Origin of the sequence: Streptomyces sp. NPDC059816, from assembly GCF_042732055.1 — a bacterium.
GTDB lineage: Bacteria > Actinomycetota > Actinomycetes > Streptomycetales > Streptomycetaceae > Streptomyces.
Genome location: NZ_JBHWIQ010000052.1, coordinates 1 through 25386, shown reverse-complemented (window position 1 = coordinate 25386; position 25386 = coordinate 1). Strand labels below are relative to the sequence as shown.

15 protein-coding genes are annotated in these 25386 nt (G+C 69.8%); 3 read left to right on the top strand and 12 right to left on the bottom strand.

The features are described from left to right. Nucleotides 1–67: 67 nt before the first annotated feature. From ACFV88_RS35520 to ACFV88_RS35480, 9 genes are all read right to left on the bottom strand, one after another. Nucleotides 68–2089 (bottom strand): hypothetical protein, encoded by a 2022-nt coding sequence (locus tag ACFV88_RS35520; RefSeq protein ID WP_385496344.1) that lies wholly within the window; start codon nucleotides 2087–2089, stop codon nucleotides 68–70. Nucleotides 2090–2348: 259 nt separating this feature from the next. Beyond that, nucleotides 2349–4094, bottom strand: a complete 1746-nt coding sequence (locus ACFV88_RS35515) for a UvrD-helicase domain-containing protein (RefSeq protein ID WP_385496343.1) — start codon at nucleotides 4092–4094, stop codon at nucleotides 2349–2351. After that, the gene (locus tag ACFV88_RS35510) at nucleotides 4091–5968 is read right to left on the bottom strand and encodes an ATP-dependent endonuclease (protein ID WP_385496342.1); all 1878 of its coding nucleotides are present in this window, start codon (nucleotides 5966–5968) and stop codon (nucleotides 4091–4093) included. Before ACFV88_RS35510 ends, ACFV88_RS35515 begins: the two co-directional genes overlap by 4 nt. An 84-nt stretch (nucleotides 5969–6052) precedes the next feature. Next, nucleotides 6053–6178, bottom strand: a complete 126-nt coding sequence (locus tag ACFV88_RS35505) for a hypothetical protein (RefSeq protein ID WP_385496341.1) — start codon at nucleotides 6176–6178, stop codon at nucleotides 6053–6055. 182 nt (nucleotides 6179–6360) lie between these two features. After that, nucleotides 6361–7425, bottom strand: a complete 1065-nt coding sequence (locus tag ACFV88_RS35500; RefSeq protein ID WP_385496339.1) for a hypothetical protein — start codon at nucleotides 7423–7425, stop codon at nucleotides 6361–6363. 92 nt (nucleotides 7426–7517) lie between these two features. Beyond that, complete coding sequence (locus ACFV88_RS35495) at nucleotides 7518–8657, bottom strand: ATP-binding protein (protein WP_385496338.1); 1140 nt, start codon at nucleotides 8655–8657, stop codon at nucleotides 7518–7520. 35 nt (nucleotides 8658–8692) lie between these two features. Then, nucleotides 8693–10915 (bottom strand): transposase, encoded by a 2223-nt coding sequence (locus ACFV88_RS35490; protein ID WP_385496337.1) that lies wholly within the window; start codon nucleotides 10913–10915, stop codon nucleotides 8693–8695. Continuing rightward, complete coding sequence (locus tag ACFV88_RS35485) at nucleotides 10912–11580, bottom strand: TnsA-like heteromeric transposase endonuclease subunit (protein ID WP_385496345.1); 669 nt, start codon at nucleotides 11578–11580, stop codon at nucleotides 10912–10914. Before ACFV88_RS35485 ends, ACFV88_RS35490 begins: the two co-directional genes overlap by 4 nt. Nucleotides 11581–11802: 222 nt before the next feature. Continuing rightward, nucleotides 11803–12813, bottom strand: coding sequence for a TniQ family protein (locus ACFV88_RS35480; RefSeq protein ID WP_385496336.1), 1011 nt, complete (start codon nucleotides 12811–12813; stop codon nucleotides 11803–11805). A gap of 225 nt (nucleotides 12814–13038) precedes the next feature. Between ACFV88_RS35480 and ACFV88_RS35475 the strand changes: the two genes are divergently transcribed. After that, entirely contained in the window at nucleotides 13039–15357 is a 2319-nt protein-coding gene (locus ACFV88_RS35475) for a Helicase associated domain protein (protein WP_385496335.1), read from the top strand. Nucleotides 15358–15574: 217 nt separating this feature from the next. Further along, nucleotides 15575–16159 carry a zinc ribbon domain-containing protein gene (locus tag ACFV88_RS35470; protein WP_385496333.1) on the top strand — a complete coding sequence of 195 codons (585 nt, stop codon included), beginning with the start codon at nucleotides 15575–15577 and terminating at the stop codon, nucleotides 16157–16159. Here ACFV88_RS35470 and ACFV88_RS35465 read toward each other — a convergent pair. Then, nucleotides 16109–19303, bottom strand: a complete 3195-nt coding sequence (locus ACFV88_RS35465) for an SNF2-related protein (protein ID WP_385496332.1) — start codon at nucleotides 19301–19303, stop codon at nucleotides 16109–16111. The genes ACFV88_RS35470 and ACFV88_RS35465 overlap by 51 nt on opposite strands. Before the next feature lies 1 nt (nucleotide 19304). Then, on the bottom strand, nucleotides 19305–20894 hold the full coding sequence (locus tag ACFV88_RS35460) for a DUF262 domain-containing protein (RefSeq protein WP_385496330.1): 1590 nt from the start codon (nucleotides 20892–20894) through the stop codon (nucleotides 19305–19307). Nucleotides 20895–21141: 247 nt separating this feature from the next. Between ACFV88_RS35460 and ACFV88_RS35455 the strand changes: the two genes are divergently transcribed. Then, nucleotides 21142–21936 (top strand): hypothetical protein, encoded by a 795-nt coding sequence (locus ACFV88_RS35455; protein WP_385496329.1) that lies wholly within the window; start codon nucleotides 21142–21144, stop codon nucleotides 21934–21936. A gap of 514 nt (nucleotides 21937–22450) precedes the next feature. Here the strand turns inward: ACFV88_RS35455 and ACFV88_RS35450 are convergent. Further along, on the bottom strand, nucleotides 22451–24898 hold the full coding sequence (locus ACFV88_RS35450) for a Helicase associated domain protein (RefSeq protein ID WP_385496328.1): 2448 nt from the start codon (nucleotides 24896–24898) through the stop codon (nucleotides 22451–22453). Nucleotides 24899–25386: the final 488 nt, after the last annotated feature.

Here is a 25386-nt window from a genome sequence, read left to right as displayed (position 1 = left end):
CGAACCACGCGGCCCCATCGAGACCGAAGCAGCCCGCCGCCTCGCCGACGATCTCAAGAACGAGTGATCACCCGGTTACCCAACACTTTCTGAGACGGCGCACGGCATACCCGCCGCACTTACTGCACGGATCGAAGCCCTTGTTGTCCAGCAACTCCGCGATGCTCACCAAGTCGTCGTCGCCGGTGACACCGCGCTCCGGACGCCGGTGCTTGCAGTCGGGGGAGTGGGCCCGGCCCTGATAGCGGCCCTCCGCGTCCGAGGTGTAGACCTGCACTTTGGCGAGCACGCCCAGTGGCAGCCCCGACCCCTGCCGCCACCCGGTGCCGGTGTCGTGTTCGAAGGGCTCCAGATCCAGTTGCTCCATGGCCAGCAGACCGTGCCAGACCGCCGACACGAAGGGACGGCGCGGAAAATCCCGGTCGTCATACCCGACAGCCTCCAGCCGGCGCAGGTCGGCCACGCCGCGGGCCAGAGCCAGCGAACGCAGCGCGTGATCGGTGTCGCGTCGCCCCTCGCGCAGCCGCACCAGCACCCGTTCGCCTTCTGCCGAGCTCAGATGGCTGCCGAACGCCTCGTGATGCGGATCGTGGATACGGGCGGGCCAGACCGGCTCCTCCTGCCCGGAAGAGGGCTGGCGCGGCGCGAAGAGCGCGTCGGGCAAGTCACTTGCACCGGCGACGATGCAACCCTGCCATCCTGAGCTGCACCGTTCCTCCAGAACGCTCAAGGCCACGACCTCAAGCCCGCCGTCGACGGAGAACACCACGTACAGCTGTTCGGCATCCCGCATCGCGGTGCGCAGCGCGCGCAGGTGCTCGCTGGTGACCGGACGCCTGCTGTGGACCGGCGCGTCGTCGAACACCCCCGGCCCCAGCCCCGATCCGGTCCCAGGCCGCGGCTCTGCCGGGGACGGCGCCGCCGGCTGTCCGGCCTCGGCAGTCTCCGGCTCGCTGTAGGAGAGCGTGTGAGGGTAAGTCAGAAGCCGCACGGCCACCGGCTCCGGCACCCGCAGGGTGAGGACGGACTGCGGCTCCCAGACGGTGCCGGCCGTGTACGAGGCGAGCACCCCCAGTTCCCACTCACCCAGCCGGTCCACAAGTGACCTGCCAGAACCGCGCTCCGCCGCATCATCAGGAAAACGAGCGACCACAACCCGCTCGCCGTGTCGCCCGCCGGCCGCCGTTCGGACGTCGGCCTCCCAGCCGGCCACCACCGCCCGGGCCCGATCCAGTATCTGCTTGCGTCCCTTGCGGCGGCTGCCCATCGTGTCGGTCAGGTGATGAACCACGTACGTCTGCTGCTGCGGGTCGTCCCAGCTGTCCTCGACCGCGCCGCGCCACCGCCGCCACAGCTTCAGCAGCAGCCGGCGAGCCTCGCCGGGGCCGCCCAGCGGCGCGAAGGCCGGCTCGTCGGCGGGAACATCCGGTTCCGTCATGGCAGCCGCCGCGGCAGCCGCCAGCAGCGCCCTTTCGACGACCAGCAGCCGGGCCTGCTCCTGCAGGACGCGCAGATACCCGGCTTTTGCCTCAAGAGCTTCCCCGGCCCAGGCCCGCAGCCAGGGAAACAGCGCCAGCTTCCGGTGGGTACGGTGCATGCTCGCCAGCGCGCCGCCCCATTGCCGCAGCACCGACTCGCGTACACGTTGGGCCTCTTGCCGCTCCTCCCACGTGCCGTCCTCGTCGTCCTCCGCGTCGTCCTGCTCGGCAGGGACCGCCGGACCGTCGGCCACGGGCGTGTACAGCACAGCGGCCGCGTGCCGGACCTCTTCGTCGCTGAAGGTGTCCTCGTCCGGTGCGCGGAAGCTGTCCAGTTCATACAACAGACCCAGCCCGGTCACCGTGTCCAGGAACACCGCCAGCCCTGTACCCGGACGTGCCCAGGACCCGTAGGTGCCGCACTGCGGGCACATCCGGCCTACCACAACGGCATCCAGATGTACCGTCCGTTCGACGCCGTGAGCCGAGCGCAGGTACGAACACGAGGGTTTGGCATGCAGTTTCGCCTGCTTGCCCTGCCCCGACCACACCGTGATCGCCGTGCCCTCGAACGGGCCGAGTGGCACGTCCGGTGTCAACTGACCGTGCATTGCGCTGGCTCCCTCGTGAGCGAACTTCGTCACCGGCCCAAACCATCGTGACCAGGCCGAAGTTGACCTTAGCCCGGTCCGCGCCGAGTCCGGCACGGCTACGGCCTATTGATCTCAAAAGCGCACAAGTAGATAGACTTCATCCGCCGTCGATGTCGTCATGCTGGCGCTGCAGGCCGGCGATGCTCACTGCGCTGCCTTCCGGGTTTCTCCCCACGCTGCCTGTCTCCGTACCGGGTCAGGCAGCATGAAAGAGATCTCATGCGACGCGGGCCGGTACCTGGTCCTTGGCCAGCAGTTGGGCCAGCGCGTCGGTCTCGTCCTCGGGTACGGCGATGGCGGCCAGGCGGCGTGCGCGGGTGACGGCGACGTACCAGACACGCAGGACCTCGTCGGTGGCCGGGTCTGCGGTGGCCCAGCGCTGGACGCTTCCGGCATCGGGCAGCAACAGCAGGACGCCGTCTGCTTCGTCGCCCTTGAGCTGGTGGACGATGTTGGTGCGGATACCGGTGGCCACCTGGAGGCGCGACACGGTGGGTTTTCCGGCGGGGCGGCCCTTGCCGCCTTGCGGAGCAGCCCCGGGAAGAGCGGGCCAGGCCTTCATGGCCTGCCAGACCTGCGGCCCCCATTCCCGGTGGGGCGCAGGCAGGCTGTGCAGGAAGGCGAACGCCGTGCGGTTGACCTGTCCGGCCGAGAGACGGTGGCCGGCCATGATGCGGTCGGGGCCGCCGGTTTCGCCCGGGTACCAGTATCCGAACAGGACGCGCACGGCGACCGCGCAGGCCCGGGCGAGGTCATCGCCGCTGGCGCCCGGGGTGTGGGTGACGGTGCGGGCCCAGCCCAGGCTGGTGATGGCTTTGGTGTTGGGCTTTTCCCGGGTGATGCCCGGAAGGGTGGCGTACTTGTAGGCGGTCGCCAGGCAGTCCTTGGCCGGGACGGCGTACTCCTCGGCCAGCGTGCGGAAGGCGTCGACGATGCCGGCACCGGTCGGGGCGTGCAGGTGCCGGCTGCCGGAGTCGGCGAATAGGGTGGGCAGCACGAGGACGGGGATGTCGTCGTCGCGCACCACGGAGGTGTCCGGCGGGCGTTGCCCCGTGCGCAGGGTGGACGCGAGCCGGCAGATGACGGGGGAGCTGCGCCAGTTGCCGGTCAGGCGGTGCGGGGCGGGGGAGAGCTGAGCCGCGAAGGACTGGAGAGCCTGGGGTTCGGCGCCGCGCCAGGCGTAGATGGCCTGGTCCGGGTCACCGACGAGAACCAGCGGCAGGCCGGCGTCGTGCAGCAGCTGAAGGATCGCCAGGTCGGCGGCGGAGCAGTCCTGTGCCTCATCGACGACGACTTCCGCGAACCGGGAGAGCAGCGGGGGCAGCAGAGCGGCGGCGGTCTTGGCGTGGCGCAGGTTCCACAGGGCCAGGACCCGCGCCTCGTGCCCGGTCAAATAGCCTTCGTCACACCACGCCTTGCGGGTCTCGAAGATCTTCTTCTCCCACTGCGCGCGGCTGTAGGAGGTGTCCTTGATGAGCTGGCGGGTGTCGTAGTCGAGCTTGTCCCAGGCAACAGCCTCGCGCGCCTCGCTGTAGGAGGGATCTACCGTCATGGGGAAGCGGTGCAGGTTGATCTCCCGGTCCGCGCCCTCCACTGGGGCCTTGATGCTCGCCCAGGATTCCAGCAGACGGGGCGCCGGCTGGGCCGCCCGCCGCGGCTTGACCAGGAACTCCCACAGGAACGAGTCGAGCGTGCCGATGAAGTGCGGCGCCTGGACCAGATCGGCGCGGCCCGCCGAGCGGCAGCGCCGGGCCATCTGGTCCCGCGCCACCCGTGTGAACGAGATCAGTGCCCGCCCCTTCCGCAGCCGCCGCCGGGGCGACTGCAGATGCCGGTTGGTGATCACATGCGTCTTGCCCGCGCCCGGGCAGGCAGCCACATACGCAGGCGCAGCCACGACCATGGCGGCCTGCTGCTGCTTCTCGGCGTCGGCCCGTACCGGATCCTGCTGAGGCGTCGTCATGGCGCGCCCACTGCGAGCGTGCTCGTGTCCTGGGCGGTGATGAAACGGATGGCACCCGCCAGGTACTCGGGCACCGTGAACGGCACCACCCGGTCGGCCAGTATGTCGGCGAGTTCCTGCGCGAACCGGCCCTTGGAGATCTCGGTGCCCTTCAGGATTTCTCCGTCCGTGCCGGTGACGGTCCGGCTGGCCTTCGGGACGAACAGCTCCCCGAACGCCAGGGAGGGATCCGTCGCCTCAACGACCTGCTTCCAGCGGTCCTGCGAGTGCGGCGCGCAGCGCAGGAACGCCGCCCGCAAGGCGGTGATGTTGTTCTGCGACCACAGGGCCGGCTCCAGCGTCCTCGGCGCCGCGGCCAGGTGCAGCTCGCCAGGAGAATGCCAGCCGCGCGGCAGCTTCCGCAGCGACTGCAGCCGGGGTGGTTCCGGCTGATCGGGTGCCACGTCCGTGTCGGTGATCAAGGCAACCCGCCGGCCCAGACAGATGCCGTCAACGGGTGCCAGCAGCACCCGCAGATAGACCTCGAACCCGACACCGTCCACGATCACCCGGGTGGTGCCGAAGAACCGTTCCACCGCCTCGAACGCCTCCCGCTTCGCCGGCGCATCGGCGTCCTCGTCTGCGGCGAGGACCCGCTCGGCCAGAGCCGGCAGCAGCAGAAGCTCGGAAATACCCTCCACGAGGATCGCCCGCGACGCGAACAGCAGAGCACTCTTGGTGGCATCGAGATAGCGGTCCAGATGCCGCACCCGGTCCGGGCTCAACTGCAGCCGGGGAATGGGCAAAGGCCGCGCCCGCCAGCCGTCCGACAGCTCACCCGGGCAGCGCGCCATGACCACCAGGTCCTGAACGCTCGCAGCGGCCGACAGGATGGGGGAGTGGGTGGTGACCACCACCTGCAGATGCCCGGCCGGCTCAGCCGGATCTCCCGACGGCTGCCGGCGCGAGGCGCGCGCCCGCCGCTGCAGGTAACGCAGCAGCAGGGTCTGCAGCTGCGGATGCAGGTGCGCCTCGGGCTCCTCGACCAGCAGCACGGTCAGATCCGCCTCTGCCGCCGCGTCCAGCTCGGCCATCACCGTGGCGATGAACAGGGTGTTGGCGTAACCCAGCCCCGAGGCCGACAACGGGAACGGCGCGGCGGAGACATCACCCAGCAGCATGCGCAGCGACCGGGCGATCGACGCGAACGTCGGCTCGGCCAGGGCCAGTTCACTCGCCTGGGGATGCGCGCCGACCGTCAGATCCCGCAGCGGCTGGTTGATCTTCTCGCTGACCTTGACCACGTCCGGGTCCGCAGCCACCTTCTTCAGCTCGGTGCCGATCCGTTCCACGAAGGCATCGGCCTGCTCGTCATCGCCCAGCAGCCCGCGAAGGATCATCCGCACCCGATCCCCGCCCGCCGAGGCCAGCTCCCGCTCGGCATCGCGCAGCGCTGGCAGATAGACATGCCGCACACCGCCCCGCGCCGGAGGGTCCCCCGTGACCGGAAGGCCCGCGCCCTGCGCCCAGACGGTGCTTCCACGCCGCCCGCCCGTTTGCGGCGGCGTCCAGGACACCTGCCACCGGGCGGTACGGCTGTCAGGAGTCCCCTGGGGCAGCAGCGCCTCGAGATACGCGCCGCTTTCCTGCGGGCCGATGCCGGCCACGTCCAGTTGCAGGCTGGGGCCGCCCTGCGCGGCCGCGGTGGTGAGGACATCGGACTCCTCGAAATACCGCACGCGCCGCCCGTCCAGGGGGTCCGTGAGCAGCCGGAGCGCGTCGATCACGGACGACTTGCCCGCGTTGTTCTCCCCGACCAACACCGTCACTTCCGGCCGCAGCGGAATCTGTACCCGCTCGCACGACCGGAACCGCTCCACCAGCACCTCGGCCACGTACACTGCCCGCCCCCGTCCCCGGCATGTCACTCTGAGGAATAGCGATCATCGGATAATAGTGGGCATTGTCTGGCGCAGCGTTCAGAACTCGTCGTAACCCAAAGCGGTCAGCGCAGATGATGGCCCGCGCCACAGGAAGGCCAGCTGTCGTGAGGCCGGGCCCAGCTGCACGTGAGCTGCGAACCGGGCGTCCAAGAGGAACGCCATGTACATCACCAGGCGCTGCAGGTAGTCGTCTTCGAAGCCGATCCGCAACAGCGCCGTGCCTGGTGATGCCCGTCGGCACGACCACCCTCGCTTCCCGCAGGCCGGGGCTGGTCTGTGGGGGAAGGCCCGGCCCGGTAGCTGCCCAAGACAGCGGTCACGGGTGCCGTGGGGTGCGCAAGCGTTCAGAACTCCTCATCACCGGGCTCCGTCAGCAGTCCGAACTCCGGCTCGTAGCGCAGCAGGGACTGCACATAGCCGTTGTGGAACTGCCAGCCCTGGCGCAGTACCGTCCTGACCGGCGCGAATGCGAGGTTGCCGACCCTCCGGCTGGCGCCGAGTGTGGGAACCGCGGTCTGCCCGGGCTCAAGAGAGGGGATCTCCACGATCAGGCGGTGCCCGAGACCCGGCACATAGACGTGCCACGGCGCCAACTGCGCCGGCAGGTAGCCTGGGTAGGGCCGTTCCTCCATGGACGTTCCGTCCAGCTGAAGCTGGCGGCGCAGGATCTGCGCCAGCTCCGGCCGGTCGCCGCTGCTGGCCGGGATCACACGGTGCACCGCCCGGGACTCCATACCCGTGCGGCGCAGATGCCCGCAGATGTCCTGGCTGGGGCCCACAGACTCGCGGTACACCAGAAGACCGCAGGAGATCGCCATCCACGTGAACAGCAGGGCACGGAACTGCAGGTGCTCCGGGAGCGCGGGGTCATCGGCCTGCACCGGCCAGAAGTCGGGCTCGGTGTGGACCTCCTCGTGGAAGGTCAGCCCTCCGTGGATCATCAGCATGCTCGGCTCGGTGATGCCGGCGCGCACACAGGCTGCCGTATCCGTCCACCAGGACCACCAGGTGCCACCGTCATAGGCGGGCCCCCAGGACACGGCCCGCAGCACAACACCCCTCTCGATGTGCACCGGCGGCTCTTCCCACACCATCAGTCCGGATGGCGAGGGCACAATGCTGGCGATCTGGGCGATGCACGGGACGTCTATCCCCGCGACGCTCGCGGCGGCTTCCCGGGTGATGTAGAACAAGTCCGCTTTGCGTAGCCGACGCCTTTCCGCATTGGCCAGGGCGGCCGCCTGATCCTCCACCCGCTCAAGTGCCGCCACGGCGGGCGGCATCAAGAACGTCACTCCCTCCTGCTGCAGCATGTCCGCCCACGTCTGGGGCGCGTTGTAGCGGAGGAAGTCCAGTGTCTGCAGCCACAGGGCATGCACGTCCTGGATGCCGGTCAGCTCCACGCTCATAGTGGGCTCGATCCTGGAGAGGGATGCTGGCGGAAACGGTGCGGGCACGGGGGGCGGTTGTAACCTGTGCCGCCCGGTGCTCGCGGGCGTGGTCAGCGGCTGGGCAGGATCTCTTCCCGGCCGATGCGGATGGCCTGAAGGTGCTCGCGGGTGATGTCCTCGGTGCCATCGAGGATTGCGGCGACGGCGGCGCCGCAGATGAGCTGCGACAGGTAGAGGAAGTAGCCGCCGGTGCGGTCGTGCAGGTACTGGGCGTGCCGGGTGAGAACGTCCTTGCTCAGCTTGCGCATGCGCAGGTTCTTTTCGTAGCCCTTGAGCGCGGCCAGGAGGGGCTCCTGGTTGTCATCGCTCCAGGGCAGCGGGTCTACCCAGGTGACCGGCAGCAGGCTGCGCACCTTGTGTTCCTTGGCCACTGCCGCCTTCAGGTCGGATGGAGTGGCCCCCGGCTGCAGCCGCTGGTGGGCGGTCCACAGCGCTTCGTCGCGGCGGTCGCAGCCTTTGCGGGCGGCATGGACGATGTCGGTCGCGCCGGTGCCGCAGAAGATGGTGGTGATGCCCAGCCGGGTGCGCAGGTAGTCGAAGTAGTGCAGGATCGGGCCAAGTTGGGCGGGGGAGACCCGCTGGATGTCGTCGACCAGCAGCAGGCGGGTCTGCTTGCGTTCCATGACGGTGTGCACGGGCAGGGACAGGTCGGGGATGCGGCGCGGCTGACGGGCTTCCGCCTCGCTCTTGGGCTCGGGTGTCAGAGCAAGGAAGGAAGCGATCTCCCATATCCAGTTGAGTTTGTTCTCCGGGTCGTGCGGGACGGTGATGTGCACGACCGGGATCCGGTCGCTGAAGTGTTTTTCGACCCTGCGCTGCAGCTCCCGGCCGATGAGCCGCAGCAGGTATGTCTTGCCGGTGCCGGCCGGGCCGTCGATCACCATGTCCAGCAGGCCCTCGTACCGGTTGCCGTTGACACCGAAGGTTCCTCGGGCCCGCAGCAGACAGTCTTCCAAGAACGCGGTCTCGATCATCAGCAGATGGCGGTGGTAGTCCACCCGCGGGTCGTCCACGTCGACTTCCACGTCCGCGGGAGCGCAGTCCAGCAGGTCGGGTGGATTGAACTCGGTGCGCACATACCGGTCCCAGCCTTCCCAGGAGAAGATCCATGCGGGCAGGGGCGGCGTGGTGCGCACCAGGTGGGCCATCTCGGCCCGGGCATCGGATGCGGCGGGCGCGGTGGTCTTCATACGGCTCTCCTCGGCGGGTGAAGCGAGAGGCGGGTTCATGCGGGCGCAGCGGTGCCGGCCGGCGGGTCGTCCTCGGAGCCGGCCGGGGCCCAGGTGGGCAGGGTGTAGCGGCCGTTGCCGACGTCCCGGGCTGGCACGGGCAGCGAGGGGGCGGCGGGAACGATGTCGGGGTCCAGCGGCGTGGCCGGCGCCGCGGAGTCGGACGCGTCGCCGGTCTCGGGGCGGATCACTCCGCGGAACGGCAGGCGGGGCTCGGCCGCCTGCCGGGCCATCGGCCCGCGGCGGGTGCGGCGGTGGCGCTCCTTCACGGCCAGGGTGATGGCCACCTCATCCTCGCGGCTGCCGCCGCCCAGCGCCCATTCCTCGGCGGCGTCCTGCCAGTGATAGTGCGTCCACGGCAGGTCGGCCAGCATGTGCCGGTAGAGGAACTCCACCGGGATCCACCTGCCGCTCAGCCGTTGGTCATACAGCCAGGCGACGCCGGGATAGTAGGGGTTGTAACGGGCCTCCCACCGCCCGTTCTTGTGCGCGAGTCCGGAGTCGAGGCCCTCCAGATCCCGCAGCCGCCCATCGAGGGAGCGGTAGGTGCGGTTGTCGATCTGGACGCCCTTGTCGGTGACCGTCACCCAGGCCGGCACCAGCAGCTTGCGGTTGTCCTCGGCCGTCAGCTGCCGGGGCCGGTAGCCGTAGCTCGCCACCAGCCGGTCGTACATCTGGTTCGGGGACAGCACCATCCCCGGATACAGGGGGCTGCGCAGCCCCTCGTGCGGCTGCTGCTGGTAGTCGAGCGCCACCCATTCCTCGGCCGCGGCCTGTACCTGGTTGATGCTGAACAGGCGCTGGCGTTCGACGCCGTAGCCGCGCTGCTCGAAGCTGCGGCCCGTCCAGCCCTTCACGAACTGGCTGAAGGTGTCGGCGAAGCCGTGGAAGAAGGCCTCGGCCAGCGGCTTGTCGGTGGGCGTGTCCTTGCGGGCGTATTCGATGCTGATGCCCAGGAAGCTGCACACCATCTTGAAGTGATCGCTCAGATAGGGGCTGCCCTGGTCGATGACGATGGTCCGCGGGTGGATGACCGGGCGGGCCGCGACGGCCTCGGCGAAGCGGGCGTCGGCCGCACACAGCTGGCCGTAGGGCAGGGCCGAATCGCGGGCCGCGGTCAGCGGGTCCCAGCCGGGCCGCATGGTCAGCGGGGCGAAGCACTGCGCCAGCAGCAGCACCAGATCGAACGCCTTGGTGGCGCGGCCCCCGATGCGCTGCCCCGGCTTTCCCTCCCCGGTCACCACGGGAACGATCATGAGGGCCGTGCAGGAGCGGGAGGCGACATCGATCGCGGCGGTCAGCTCGGCCGAGACGGCGCGGCCGTCGTCCCCGATTACCTTGATCTTCAGCGGAGAGGTGTCGATCTGTACCAGCTGGCCCGGCCGCAGCGCCACCGACGGCGTGTACGGGCGCCGCGGCTTGCTGGCCTCGCGTGAGCGCCGACGCGTGGTCTTCTTGAGCTGCTCGGTCAGCCCGAGCTCCTGCATCCGGGTGTAGAACGTCGAGCGGGGCAGCAGCAGCCGCTCCGCCTCCCGAGGATCCTGCAACTCCCGGCGGTAACGCTGACGGACGAGGGTCTCGACGTCCTCGTACACGCGGTTGACCCGGCCGCCCGACTCGCGGGCGTGGCGGGCGGTGGCCTCGTGCATCAGCGCGATGACCCGCTTGTCGGTGCGGCCGCCCGGGTCGGGGGTGCGGGTCTTGCGGCCGTCGTACAGCAGCACCAGCGGATTCTCGTCGGCCCCCTTCCAGGCGCGGCGCCGGTCATCCAGCGCCCGCCAGCTGAACTTTATGCCGACGGCGGCGAGTTCGGCCGACTTGGTCTGGCAGCGCTGTTTGAAGGTGGTGGTGTCCGGGTCGTAGCCGGGGCGGGCCGTGGTGGAGCCGGGCCGCAGTCCGGTGTGGAGTTCTTTCATGTGCTCGTGCCACCACAGGGCCTTCTCGCGCTCTGCCGGGGTGGCGGCCTCCAGCAGCTCGCCCAGCGCGGGCAGGCATGCGCGGGCCACGTCCTGCCCGTCGTTGTCGAGGACGGCGAAGTCCGGGGCGCTTTCCACCTCCCGCCACAGCATGTCCACCGGCGCCACATCGCCCGACTGCGGCCGCAGGGTGATCTGCCGCCCTTGGAAGGCGCTGACTTCCCACACGCCACCGCGCCAGCGCACCAGATCCCCCAGGCAGACCCGGTCGGTCTCGAACCAGCCCGACACAGTGCCCGTCATCGCTGCCCCCTTGCCGCCCAGACCGGGGAGAAGGGCAGTAGCGGCCGGCTCCAGTCGATGTCCAGAAGACGGCGCCAGATGAGCTGGTACACATGGTCGTGACCGAGGAACTCGGGCACTCCGCTGGCCAGGACGCCCTCCTTCAGCGGGCGCGGTCGTCGAAACACGGCCAGCAGGGCACGCTCATGCGCCTGATCGCAGACGGCAGGCTGCCGGAAGTCCGCCACGAGCAGCAGGTTCTCCCGCCGCACCCCGTGCGGGACCGGGCGCACGCACACGCTCCAGCCGGCCTGAGCGGCGACCTCGCGCAGGGCGGCCAGGCGTTCGCGCCACTGCGGGCCCATCCGGTGCGGGGCGAGCACCACGGCCTGCCGCTGCTGGTCGCGGGTCAGGGCGATGAAGTCCGGCCGCCACCGGTGCCGGATGCGGCCCTGCTCCCAGTGCAGTTCGACCGGCTCCCCGGCGAAACGGCGGATGGCGGGATCGAAGTCCAGCTCGGTGGCCACATAGGTGCGCCGCTTGGACCCGCACACCACCAGCGTGCTGGTCGTCGCCGACCACCAGCCGGTGAGCTTACCCTGCCGGCCGTGGTAGGCGACCGGATCTGTAGGCGGCTGGCGCTCCTCCAGCGCCACCCCCCGCAGCGCCTCGGGTGCGACACACACCAAGCGGCCATCGTCGTCGAGATGCCACGCCCTCACCTCACGCACCCGGCGCCTCCCTCCGCGTCTGCCCGCCGGAGCCGTCGCCCCGAACCAGGCCGTGACGCCAGCCTGGCCGTCTCCCGCCCGCAGCGGTCAGTGCACCGAAGCAGGCATCACTCGAACGGGTGACACCCCCTTGACAAACCAGCCTCCGGTCAACTCGCCTTTGGTAAAGGCCAGTTCTCAGGCCATGCAGGAGCGCTCGCGCAACGAGCCGGACGGCTCAGCGAGTCGGCTGTGCCCCACGGCCAGCACCCGCCGACGGCGCCGACGGGCACCACCGGCACCGTCGGCGAACGAGGCCGCAGCTGGCTGAGCATGGTGATCCAGCCACTGCGCCAGCTCGCCCCAGCCGTCCACGTCCTCCAACCCCCAGCCGGCCATCAGCTGCTGAACGTCCTGCACCCACACCGCCCGCGCCGCAGGCGTGCGCTCGCCGCGCTGCTCGTAGCACAGCATCTCCCGCGCCAGCTGGACGGCCTCCGGATAGGTCACCAGCGGACCGGTGCGCAGCTCCCGCCCCTCCAGTCCCGCCCGCCAGGCCCGCTGCGTCCAGCTCCACACGTCCGGCGTACGTTCCCACCAGCGCGCCACCATCTGGAAGCCGTCGGCGAACAGCTCCGCTCCCGCCGCCCCGAAGCGGCGCTCCAGCCGCAACCGGTCGGCGTGCGCACGCACTACCTCCGGCAGTCCCTCCAGCCGCACCACGTGCGGGTCCTGGCCGCGGTGGTCGTCCGTGAATCGCCGGTGACGCAGGCACACCCGCCACGGATCCGGCCCCATCAGCCACGCCGCCTCACCCACACCCCGGGCAAGGGCGCACAGGTCGCAGCAGCGCACCACATGCCCCCCACGGACCTCGAACGGCCACTGCCAGCGCGCCGGATCATCTCCCGGCAGCAGGAAACGAGCCTGGAGGTTGGTCAGGGCCAGCTGCAGCCGGTGCGGTGTCCGGCCGGACAGCACCGCCAGATGATCCAGTGCCGCCCGGTTGACATACAGCTCCGCCAGGGCCGGCAGACGAGGATTGACCGGTTGGCGGCCCGTGCCCACCCGGTCCAAAAGATCTCCGAGCTCCAACTTGTGGGCATGTGCCAGGCGATTGACGAACGAGCCGGTCGACTCGCCGGCCAGGTGCGGCACGGGGACCCGCAGCCGCAGGCGCGGTCCCCATACGCCCGTCCTGTCTGCCATCGCACCTCCCACCAGGACCGCATGCGCCACAGGCCGGCCGCGCGCGGCCCGGCCGGGATCACGCGCACAACGCAACCTCCGCATCCCAGTCCCGACCGCGCACGGCCGCAAGCCCCCATCACCCGTTCGAGTGAAGTGCGGGCGTCTGTGCACTGCAGGGCGGCAGGCCCCCTTCCACCCTCGAGGAGGACCTGACTGCCTCAAAAACCCGAAAGGAGCACGGCTATGGCCGAGTTACCACGGTTGCGTACCCCGCTGCGCCCGTTCCAGCAGCAGGCGGTCGACAACTGCGTCACCGAGTTCCTCCTCGGTGCGCCCCGCTGCCGCGTCGACTCCCCGTGCGGCAGCGGCAAGACCTTCATCGCCCTCAACGTCGTGCACCACATGGCGCCCACGGGCACCTCCGTGAACGTCGTGCCCACGCTGGAACTGCTCGAGCAGACCGCCCGCGAGTGGCACAAAGAAGGCCGCCCCGGCCGCTACCTTGCCCTCAGCGGAGATCCGGACCTGCCCAAGGACCCGGCCCTGCGCGGCATCCTGACCGCCGTCACCACCCCTGCCGCACTCGCCGCGGAGATCTCCCAGGCCGACGGCCCGGTCAGCGTCTTCGCGACCTACCACTCGCTGGGAAAGATCGCCGAAGCCCACCGGCTGTTCCACATGCCGCCCTGGGACGTACTCGTCAGCGACGAGGCCCACCGCACCGCCGGCAACCTCGCCAAACCCTGGGCGCTGCTGCTGAACAGCCAGCAGATCTTCGCCCACCACCGGCTCTTCGTCACCGCCACCCCCCGCAACTTCGAGTCCAACACGGGCCAGGACCTCCCGATCGACATCGAAGTCGCCTCGATGGACGACCTGAACCTCTACGGCCAGGTCGTCTTCCGCCTCTCCCTGGCCGACGCCATCGACCAGGGGCTGCTGGCCGACTACCGCATCGTCGCCATCGAGGTGGAAGACGCCGACCTGCGCGCCATCCTCAACCGCAACCCGATGCTCGCCGCCGACTCCGAAGGCCTGCGCATGGCGGCCGCCGAGGTCGCCCTGCTGCGCGCCATGCACGACTACGACCTACGACGCGCCCTGGTCTTCTCCCCACGGATCAAGGCCGCCGAGGTCTTCGCGGAAACCCTCCCCGAGACGGCTGCCCTGATGCCCAAGCGGATGCAGGGCCCGCTCCAGGCCGGCACCGTCAACTGCGAGCAGAGCCGCTACGAGAGGCTCACCCAGGTCAGCGCCTTCAAAGAAGCCTCCCTGACCTCCAGCGACAAAAAGCCACTGCGGGCCGTCCTGACCAACTGCATGATCTTCGCCGAAGGCGTCGACGTCCCCGCCATCGACTCCGTCCTGTTCACCAGCGCCAAGACCAGCACGTACCAGATCGTCCAGGCCGTCGGCCGGGCCCTGCGCCCGGTGCCCGGCCAGAACAAAGTCGCCCACATCATCATCCCCGTCTACAAGGCCCCCGGCCAGGACCTCGCCGACGCCGCGAAAGGCACCCGCTTCTACCTGCTGCAACAGGTCCTGTCCGCCCTCAAGCTCTACGACGAGCATGTCTTCCACCGCGTCCACTACCTGCGCCACCCCAAGCCCACCGACCCCCTGCACCCGGTGGCGCGCCCCGAACGCGCCGACGAACTCATCCCCCTGCTCAGCCTGTACGCCGAAGACCCCCACAACTGCATCTGGGAACTCGGCCTCGAAAGCGCACGCCGCTACCGCGAACAACACGGCCACCTCAAAGTGCCCAGCAGCTACTGCGGCCCCGACCGCTTCTATCTCGGCTGGTGGCTGGGCAACCAGCGCTCCTTGCGCATGAACCACAGCCTCAAGCCCGAACGCATCGGAGCGCTCGACGCGCTGGGCATGATCTGGGAACACCCCCGCACCAGCATCGAGCACCGTCTGGGCATCGCCCGCGACTACCACGCCCAGCACGGCCACCTCTCGCCCGTGCCGGGGGAACGCTTCCGGGGCATGGACGTCGGCCGCTGGATCAACACATGCCGCACCAAGGCCCGCCGCGGGCAACTGCCCTACTGCTACCAGCGGGCCCTCACCGACATCTACCCCTGGTGGGACGCCGGCTGGGACAAGCACGGCCACTGGCGGCGCATCTACGCACGCGCTCTCGCAGCCGCCCGCCGCGGCGAACTGGCATTTCCCGACCTCGCCCCGGACAGCGACGACCGACCGCTGGAGCAGTGGCTCGACAAGCAACTCCAAGTCCTGCCCAGCCTCAGCTCCGCTCAGCACAACCTCCTCGGAGCCCTGCCGCTCCACCACCCGCTCGCCCTGCTGCTGCGCCCGCCCCGCAGCCAGAGCGAACGCGCCTTCGCCCACGGCCTGCGCCACGCCCACGCCTACTGGCGCACCCATCAGCACCTCAACGTCCCCTACGACCATGTCGTCTGGGACCGCGGCAGCTCCTTCCGCCTCGGGGAATGGCTCTCCGACAAACGCCGGCGGCCCTACCGTCTGTCCCGCGAACAGCTCGATGCTCTCGAAGCACTCGACATGCGGTGGACACGAACGTTGGTATAAAGCGGCCGCGACCGGCGCTCGCACGTATCTGTGCGGGACCGGCGGCATGACCTATCTCGACCAGAGCCCCCGGGCCTTGTCCGCCCGCCTTCAGGCCCTGCCGGTCGGCGCCATGCCGACACCGCTCGGCGCGTAATCCGAAGGCACCGCCGGGTTGCCGTGGGCGGCCGGAAGCGAAGCCGGGCGGCCCGGGGTAGCCCGGATCCGGCTCCGCGTCATGTCCGCCCGGGACGTACCGCTGAACGTCCCCAGTCGCGTACGACTCCGCCGTGCACCATCGCGTCCCGACGCATCTCGGTCACATGCCCTCTTGGCTCCGAGCCGGGAGCCAAGGCAGGCCCGCACGCGGGTGCGGCGTCCCGGGGACAGGCTCCGGCCCGTCAGACCGCCCGCGAGCTCTGCGTGCCTGCACCGGGATCCAGACGATCAGTGGATACTCACGGCTTCAGCCGGGGGAGGAACACCGCGAGACGACGGGAAGAAGCCGCTGCACGTGCGCACCTGGCGGTGCGGCGGCTGCGGTACTGAGCATGACCGTGACCTCAATGCGTCGCGTGTGATCTTCGCCGCCGGGCAGGCGGAGAGGCTAAACGCCCCTGGAGGGCCGGTCAGCCCTGGAGTGGAAATCCCACGCCAGGCACGGCCGTTGAACGGGGAACCCACCCGAAGCCCAAGCCGGTCACCACCGGCCGGCTGGCGGGAATCCCCCTCCTTTGGGAGGGGGAGGATGTCAACGATTCTGTGCCGGAGGTCAGGAAGCCGGGGTGGCGTTGCGGTCAGGCAGGAGTATCCAGGCGGTTAGCTGGATGCGCTCGCCGGCGGGGTCGTCGGTGACGCCGTGCGCCGTGGCCACCTGCTGGCGGGCGTAGTCGAGGAGTTCCCAGACCAGCTGGATTTCGGCCGGGGCGACATGCGGCTGGGGTGCGAGAGGAACGGCGTGCTGTGTGCAGGCGTCGAGCCACTGCTCGAGATCAAGATGGGCCTGCTCCAGGCAGCGGGCGGCGTCCAGGGTGATGGCCTGGTGGCGGGGGTACCCGTGGACGCGAGCGAAGGCGGTGATGCACCGCTGGTCGGGTGGCTGGAGGACGGTGAAGCAGTAGACGACGCCGGGGACGTCGAAGTGGCCGGGGTGGATGGCCCCGCACCACAGCGGCAGTCGGTCGAGGGCGTCTTTGAGGCGTGGTTCGCGCAGGGCGCGGGCGAGCCAGACCCGCTGGTGTTCGGCGAGCGGGAGGCGGCCGCGGCGGGATGGCGGATGGTCGAGATGGTCGATCAGGTCGACGAAGTTGCGCGGTTCGACCGGGGCGCCGGGCAGCAGTTCGCTGGGGGTGCCCACGCAGGCGGCGGCGACGCGGGTCTTGGCCATGAGCCGATCCACCAGCCGCAGGACGAGATCGAGCCCGACGTCCGGCAGCACGGTGTAGGACGTCACGTGGGTGTGCGGGGAGCCGAGGCGGTCGATGCGGCCCAGCCGCTGCTCGAGGATTTTCGGGTTCCAGGGCAGGTCGTAGTGGATGACGTAGCTGGCCTGCTGGAGGTTGACGCCCTCGGCAAGCATGTCGGTGGTGAGCAGGAGGTCGTAGAGGTCTTCGGGGATCTCGGAACCGATCTCGCCGGTCAGGTTGGCGGCGGTCAGTGGTGCGAAGTGCCCCAGCACTGTGGCGATGTGCGCCTTGGAGGGGATCTCGGTGTCGCCGAGATTGGCGATGCGGCCCTGGAGGAGGTCCAGCGGGCCGCCTGCGGCTGCGGCTGTTTCCAGGCGCTTTTCAAGATCCGCTGTGGTGACGCGGGAGCTGGCGAACAGGACGGTCTTCGCGGACGACAGCCCGGCGCAGATCCGGGCCAGGAGCCCTGTGATGACGTCGAGCTTGGGGTCATGAGGGACGGCTGCGGCAGCGGTACGGGCAAGGTGTTCCAGTACCTCGAGGTCGTGTTCGAGGTCGGCTCGCATGGACGCCACATCGAAGTCGGCGGCCTGCCGGTAGCGGAAGTCCCGTCCCGTCGTGTGCGCGCCGGGCGGAGGGCGTTCGCCGCCGAGGTAGTGGTCGACGAGTGTGTTGTAGTCCAGCTCTTCACCGTTGTGGGCCACCTGCCGGGTGGGGGAGTCCAGCAGCTCGCGGATCTCCTTCTTGAGCCGGACGGGCACGTAGACGCGCACCCGCCCCCGGTCGAGTTCGTCGAGGGCGGTGCGGGTGCGTTCGGCCATGTGGGAGGCGGTTGCGGCGAATGCGGCGACGGAGGACTCAATGCGTTTGAGCAGACCCATGCGCAGCAGGCCGAGCAGCAGGGGCAGCCAGCGCGGCTCGTCGGGATCAACACGTAGATAGGTGGTTGCCTTGTAGGCGGCCAGCCGCAGGGTGGCCACCCGCGGCGTGGGCCCGCGCAGCTTCTCCAGGTCGGTGAGCTGGTCCTCGGACAGGGCATTGTCGTGGCCGACCGCGTCCAGCACATCACCGAACAGGACTTGCAGCGGCGGCGGCAGGCTGTAGCGCACCGGAACCTGCCGCACGGTGGGGAATTTGAGCCGGCGTGCCTCGCGGGCGTAGGCCTGGACGATGAAGGGCCGGGTGCGGCGCACCATCAGCCGGTCCAGTTCGGTGTGCAGCCGCTCCAGGTCCCGTTCGTCGAGCATGTCCGCGTGCTCGCACAGTTCCTCCAGCTCGTCGAAGGACGGACGGAGCCGTTGCACCGGGTCGTCGGATTCGTCCCGCAACGGGGCGACGATCTTGAGGAGTTGGGAGAGGTCACGGCCCCGGTTTTGTACCGGGGTCGCCGACAGCATCAGGATCTTCGGCCGCACGGGTTGCCGGGCGAGCAACTGCATGAGCGCCCACCGCCAGGTGTTGCTGTTGCGCAGGGCGTGCGCCTCGTCCAGCACCACCAGCCCGTAGCGGCGCCAGGCACTGTCGTTGCCCCGGCGCATCAGGCGGCGTACCCGCAGCAGCAGCTGCGGGTAGCTGAGCACGTGCACGCCGTCCATCTGCCACTCGTCCAGCCGCCTGCGCCACACCGACTGCTTGATGTGGGCCGGGCACACCACCAACACCGGTCCCGCGCCAGTCAGGGTCAGGCGGCGGATCACCTCCCCGGCCATGTAGGTCTTGCCCAGGCCGACCTCGTCGGCCAGCAGCGCACCGCCGTAACGGTCCATCACCGCCAGCGCCTTGGCGACCCCGTCGCGCTGGAACGTCTTCAAGGACAGCGGCGAGGGGGCTGCGTTGACCTCGTCACCGAAACGGGCCAGCAGCATCCGCAGATACACCAGCTCGGCTGGATACGGGCACAGCCGCTCGTCGATCAGCGCAGCCAGGTCGTAGGAGGCGCCCTGCTGCCAGAACCGCTCCACGACCTGGGCCACGGCCCGGCTCTGCCGGGCGTTGTGTGCGGCAAGGCCGAGCTCGCCGCTGGTGCACAGCCCCGGCAGGGTCAGGTTGAAGGAGCCTGCCACTGCCCGGCACCGGCCCGAAGCCGTGACCTCCACCAGTGCTTTGGCATGCAGGAACCGGTGCTCCCAGCGCCGGCATTCCGCCCCGGGATGGCGCAGCCATTGCCGGATCTCATACAGCCGCCAGGCGCTGGCCGCCGTGGTGGGAACGCCATTGAGCTCGGCGCGCAGTGCCTGCTCGCTCTGCCCCAGTGCCTGGGCGACCCGTCTGTGGTCCTCCGGCGGTCCGGCGGGCTCGATCAGTGCGGCCCGCCCGGTCGGCTCCGCACCGATCAACAGCCGCACCGGCGTGCCAGCCTCGACCACCCGCCGCAGGGCGGGCACCAGCAGCTCCAGTCCGCGGAAACTGATGTATCCGGCGGTCAGTGTCAGGCATCCGCCGTCCCGCTCCGCCTCGCGCAGCCAGCCGGTCAGCAGCCCGGCGACGCTCTGCCCGTCCTCGTTGGTATACACCCCGGCCTGCCGCCACTGCGGACCGTCCGGCGGGAGGGTGGAGGGCATGTCAGACCTCCTCTCCCCGGGGGACGGCCAGCGGCCCGATGGCCTCGAGGAACGCGTTGACGGCATCCGTCATGGCCTGCGCCCGCAGCTTCAGCTGCTGCTCCACCGGCACGGCCACCGCCCCGCCGACCGGGGGCGCCAGCTGGTGCGCGGCCAGGATGCCCGGGGGCACGTCCAGATCTTCGAACACGGTCCGGTTCCACCCACCGCCGGCCTGGATGCGTTCGGCGCTGGCGTCGCCCAGCAGCGCCCAGGCCGCCAGGCTGAGCTCTTTGCCTGCATCGGGCCACAGCAGCCGCGGCCGCATCCGCGGGTCGGGAAAGACCATGGCTGGGTCGGCCAGGTCGACCACCGGACCGCAGATGCGGCGCGCGCAGGCCATCGCATACAGCGTGCCGGCCGCCCCCAGCAGCTGCCGCTTGGACGCCCACGGACTGCTCAACTCCTCGGCCTGCAGCCTAGAGGCGTGCACGGGAGCCATCTGCCCGGCCAGCAGTGCGGCGGCTTCCTGGAAGGACGCACAGGCCACGACGGCCTGGACGTCCCGGCCAGGGCGCGCGGGCCGGGGGCCGCCGGGGGAGAACTGGGATGCGGCGGCATGAGCCAGCCACTGCCAAGTGAACGGGGAGGCGGCCGCCTGGGGGAAACGGTCGAACAAGGCGCACAGCACCCGCACCATGGGAGGCGACCACAGCACGGCGTCGCTGGTGATGCCGTGGCGGTGAAGAAAGGCGATGACCTGAGTGACGGACTGGTCGGTCCGCTCCATGGCCCGGCTCACCGCATCGCGCTGCGCCCACCGTCCCTGGGCCCGGCGGGCCTCGCGCGGCAGGAAGTCCTGCAGGACCAGGCTGAGCTGATGGCGGTCGAGGCAGTGGGCAAAGCCCGCCGTGCGGGCCCTCTGCACGAGCGCATCGACGTGCTCGCGCTGCAGTTCCTCGAAGGCGATGCTCAGGCTGCACAAGGAGCGCTCCTCGGGCTTGAGCGAGGGGTTGCGGCGGATGAAGTTCTCCGCCGCGTCGGCCCATTCGGCCGCCAGCCACTCCACCGGCAGCACATAGCGCAGCAGCCCGGCCCGCAGCTCCAGCGCCTTCTCCACCAGGGCATCGGTGGGGTGCAGGCTCGCCTCCTCCAGCAGGGAGCGCACCTCACCGCCGGCGACCAGATCGGCGAGCCGGACGTGCCGCACACGGCCCGGCTGGTGGGCACGGAACTGGATGCGGCCTGCAGCGGTGAAGCGCGCCGCCACCTCCAGAGCCGGCCCGCCTATGTCGCTCCAGCGTTCCTCGGGCATCCAGGCCGGGCGCCGTCCGAAGGCCCCCACGTAGGAGGTGCCGCGCTGCTGGCCGTCCAGGATCCACCAGCGTGGCCGCCCGGCCAGCGTCTGGTAGCGGCCTGCGGCGGGCCGGTGGCCCACCGGCGGTTCCCAGATCAGCAGGGAGCCGACCCGGTAGCCCCGGTACAGAGAGTCGATCAGCCGCACGGAGAAGGCGGGCCGGATGCACAGAGCCCGCTGCATCGGAGGAAGGTCGTACGCCCCGCCCTCGGCCTCGTCCAGAAACCGCTTTAGCTCAATGCCGGTGTCCCTCACCCCACACCTCCAAAGATAGAAAAATGAGACAAAAGGGACGGTAGCGGGAGGGTCTGACAATCCCCGGCGGACACGGCGGTCACCTCTGCGGCCCGCCCTCTCGGCGTCCTTGCCGCCGCACACCTGTCTGCGCTGAGACGCCAGGAAACGCTGGTGCCGACGTCGGCCCGACTCTCGACCAGCTCAGCCCGGGTGCCCTGCACGGCCAAGCCCAGCGACCACCTTGGCGCCGGCAAGGGCCGCCCCTGTGCTGCCGTGGCCCATCGGTGAGGATGAGGAGGTGCAGGAGAAACGAGCCGAAGAGTACGGCCGGTGCGCCACGGTGCTGGATGTCGATTTCCAGGTCCCTGGTGCTGCCGCGATTTTCGATCAGGCGTTGACGAACGGGCTGGCGGCTATCGTCGCCCGCACCTGGCCAGGGCAGGAGACCGAGAAACGCAGGAACGGCGACCACCGGCTGAAGGCGGCATCACAGCTGCTGAAGATCATCGCTGAAGAATGCGACGAGGCCAAGGAGGGCATACGCGTTGTCCCGGACGCGGCCGACGAGCCGGAGATCGCAGTGGACGTGGCGACGCTGAACGACGCCCTGGAGCAGACCCAGCGGGTGCGGCACGCACGCGGTGTGGGCGAGTTGGAGGAGCGGCATGTCGTCGCACTGCTCGAACTTGATGACCACTCATGCCTGCGCCAGGTCAGTGAGGAGAAACGGGAAGCCGACTGGGTCAAGAACGAGATCCAGGACCGGTACGAGCGACTACGGGCACAGGACTACCTGGAACTGATCGGCGAGGAGGAAGCCGACCGGCGGAGCGCCCTCGCAGCCGACCACCTGCCTGCTCACCCCGACGACCTGATCGACGGCATGGGCCTTGCGGACTGCCCCGTCTGCGGACGCGAAACCCTCACTGTCAGAGGCCTCGACGATTTCGGTGTCGGCTACGGCCCGGGCACGTGCCTGGTGTGCTCCTACGTCCGCAGCCCCGCCACCGCCCACGACCTGACTTTGAACCACATGCTCGCCCGTCACCGTAACGACTGAGAACAACCGCCTCGTACTCCCTGGGCCGTCAGGGCACCCACGGCCCACTACAGCCGCAGGCGGCACCAGCAGTGCGGGAGTGGATGATCTGCATCAGCTCGGTGACTCTCGACTGCCGTCTCGATCCCGTCGAAGCAAGCATCAGAGCAGGTAACCCGACTCGCACCCGACAACGCGCCAGCCGCGGTCCCGCGCCCCTGCCCGGTCGGCCTTTAGGTCCTCGCACCGCCCGGGCTGGGCGGGGTTGTCGATCCGGTCGACGGTGTCGTCTGCACACCCCGGCGCTCACCCAGCCGACCTACCGCAACGGGCGCCTGCTGGGATGGGGCTCTACGGTCGTAGTGCCTTGCTTGACGACAGGACGACAGGACGACAGGACGACAGGGCACGGGCCGCCCCCGCACACCGCGCCCTGGTCCGGGGGCGCCCCATTCTCTCCAGATCCCAGTCGGCGCGATCGAGGGTGATGATGGTGCGACGGCCGCGTACGTCGGCGGCCTTTACACGTGATTCCTCACCCCCACTTCAATCCGACGGCACTCAGCTCCTGCACCCGGTCAGGGGCCAGGCGTTGCTTGCGTGCCCGGCAGTTGGCGATAAACACTCCCAGCGCACGGTCGTCACCGTCCACGGTTTCCACGTGCTGGCGAGGGACATTCAGGTGTCCTTCCCGCTGGCGATATTGGCGGGCGGCGGCGAGGTTGTCGGCCCACATCTGCGCCCGCGTCCTACTCACGGCCCTCTGCCGGCCTGGCGCAGGTCCTGCCTGAGGCTGCTCCTGGTCTGGCGTCAGGTGCAGCACCTGCGTGAGCAGCCACTGCTGCGCGGGCAGCAAGCCGCCCCATACGGCAACGGTGCGCTGGACGCTGGCCCACCGCCCGAGGTCCTCGCCCTGGACGACGATCTCCCCGGGCACAGCGGGCAGTTCCCCGCCGCCGTTGACGTGGGTGCGGGCGAGGTGGAAGCACCGCTGCCAGGCGATGTCCCAGGCTGGGCACCACGCGGGATCGATCATCTCCAGCTCCCGCCACCGCCGCGCACTGTTGGGCCTCCCCGATGCCCGGCCCCCGCCAGGCCCGTTCTGCGCCGCTCGTTCTCGTCGCGCGGCGGCACGCTGGTCACGCAGCCAGATCCCCACGGGGTAGCCTTGCCAGGTTGCCTCGGTGGGGGCGAGGAGGTGCCCGTGTTCCCCCGCCCAGCAGCGCGCGGCGGCCAGGCCCTCGGAGAAGGCCACCTCGAGATGGGACCACACCATCCCGGCCGCATCCAGTTCCCTCACCCGTTCCTCAGCCAGGGTGCCCTGGCGGTAGGCGACGCGCTGCTTGGCGATCCACACCCCCAGCGCGAAACCATCGGGGGCGGTATACCCGTAGGGGACCCGCAGGTGCCTCTGATCGGCGGCGTAAGCCATCGCGGCCTGCAGCCCCCGACGCCAGTACTCACCCTCGGGCCGCAGTACACGCGCCCTGATGAACGCCGCCAACTGCACCGGATCCCGGGCCGTGGAGAACCGCAGCAGCCCCTGCGCCGCCCCGCTGACCGCCCCACCCGCTGCCCCGCCCGCGCCCGAGGCAGCCTTCCGGCTGGGGGACTGGGGGACGGCGAGCTGCTCGACGGCCTCGGCATCGTGCGCCCGCAGCGCGGTCAGCACCTTCACCAGATGCGTGTACGACCGCGAGGCCAGCATCTCGTCCGGCTCCTCACCCGGCTCCAGGAACACCGGCACCACCAGCGAGGCCACCTTGCCCTCCCCGGGCTGCATCCGCAGCGCCCGGCCCACCGCCTGCACCACATCGGGCGTCGAGCCCCGCGCATCCACGAACACCACCGCATCACACTCCGCGGTATCGACCCCCTCGCCGAGCACACGCGCCGACGACAGCACGCACAGCTCCATCACGGCATCCTGGACCACCCCCGCGGAAAAGGTCTCCAACACCTGCCGCCGGTGTACCGCCCGATGCTCCCCACACAGCCAGTCCGCCCACACCGCTCCCGCCTCTGCGAACGATCCCGCATCGGCCTCCCACAACGCCGAGGCCACCTGCCCCAGCCCGCCCGCGAAAGCCTCCGCCTCACTCGTACGGTGATGAAACGTCAGCACCCGCCGCAGCCGGTGCTCCGCAGCAGTCTTCAAAACCGCCGTCTGCAAGGCCGCCAACCGCACCCCCCGCACCTCATCCGTGAACGCCTCCGCACCCACCAACCGCACCGCCGACAGCTGCGGATCAGCAATATCCACGCAGACCACCTGGTACTGCGCGATCAGCCCCCGCTCGATCGCCTCCGACATCGTCAGCCGGTACACCACCGGCCCGAAGATCTCCTCATCGTCCATCGATGCCACCAGCTGCCCCGACCCACGGGCTGCCCCCTCCAGCCCGGGTTCCTCCCACAACCGCGGAGTCGCCGTCATGTACAACCGCCGCACCGCCGGCAGCCGCCGATCGTCATGCACCACTGCCCACGGCTTCCCCAACACCCCCGCCGTCCGGTGCGCCTCGTCCACCACCATCAGATCCCAACGCCCCGCACCGGCCGCGTGAGCACGCTCCAGGACTCCCAGACCAGCCGCGGCATACGTGGCGAACACCGTCACCCGGCCCGCACCCGCGAGCCACCCCGCCAACTCACCCGCATCCGTAGTGCACCGCACCCCCACAGCAGCCTTCTCGCGCTCAGAGCACACCCCGAACAAGCGACCACCACGCCCGCCAGCACGCCATACGCCCACCATCTGACCCAGTAGGTCGAGCGTGGGCACCAGAACCAACACCCGTTCGGCACGGAGCCCCTGCGCTGCAAAAACCGCGATCAGGCTCTTGCCAGCTCCCGGAGGCGCAATCACCTGCGCACGCACCGCCGCGTCCGGCAGCTCTCCGCTCACCGAAGACCCGAGCGCGCGGACCACCGCATCAACTGCCTCGACCTGATGTGAACGGAGCCGCTGCTTCCTTGGCATGAGATCCCGCCTTCGATCTACGGGGGCAGTGAGCCCTCAGGGTAGAGTCTCTACAGAGAAATTATGATGCAAGACCTCAAGTTGCGAGGCCATCGCACGCTACAATCGAGCGTGCCTCACACATGACAGCCCCTGCATCTGAACCCCGAAGACCCCCATCCTGCCACCAGCAGTATGGGACAATAGACACTCAGAAGTGACGCTCCGTCAGAAACATGTGACGGAGCGTCAAGTGCCCGAGAAGACAAGAAGACAGACTCCGCACGCCTCTCCTTGTAGCGATCCTTTCAGCAGGGGAGCGAAGCGGACCTGCCTCGAGGCGCGAAGCGGCTCGACCGGCGGCTTGCCGCCGGAACAGGCCCGCAACGCGCATGCCAGTTGAAGCGAAGCGGAAACTGGCATGCGCGGCTGCCACGCCTGCGCCCGCGGAGCGGGCGCATAGCCGGCGCAACGCGCCGGCTATCACTGTCCAGCGCGCAGCGCTGGAG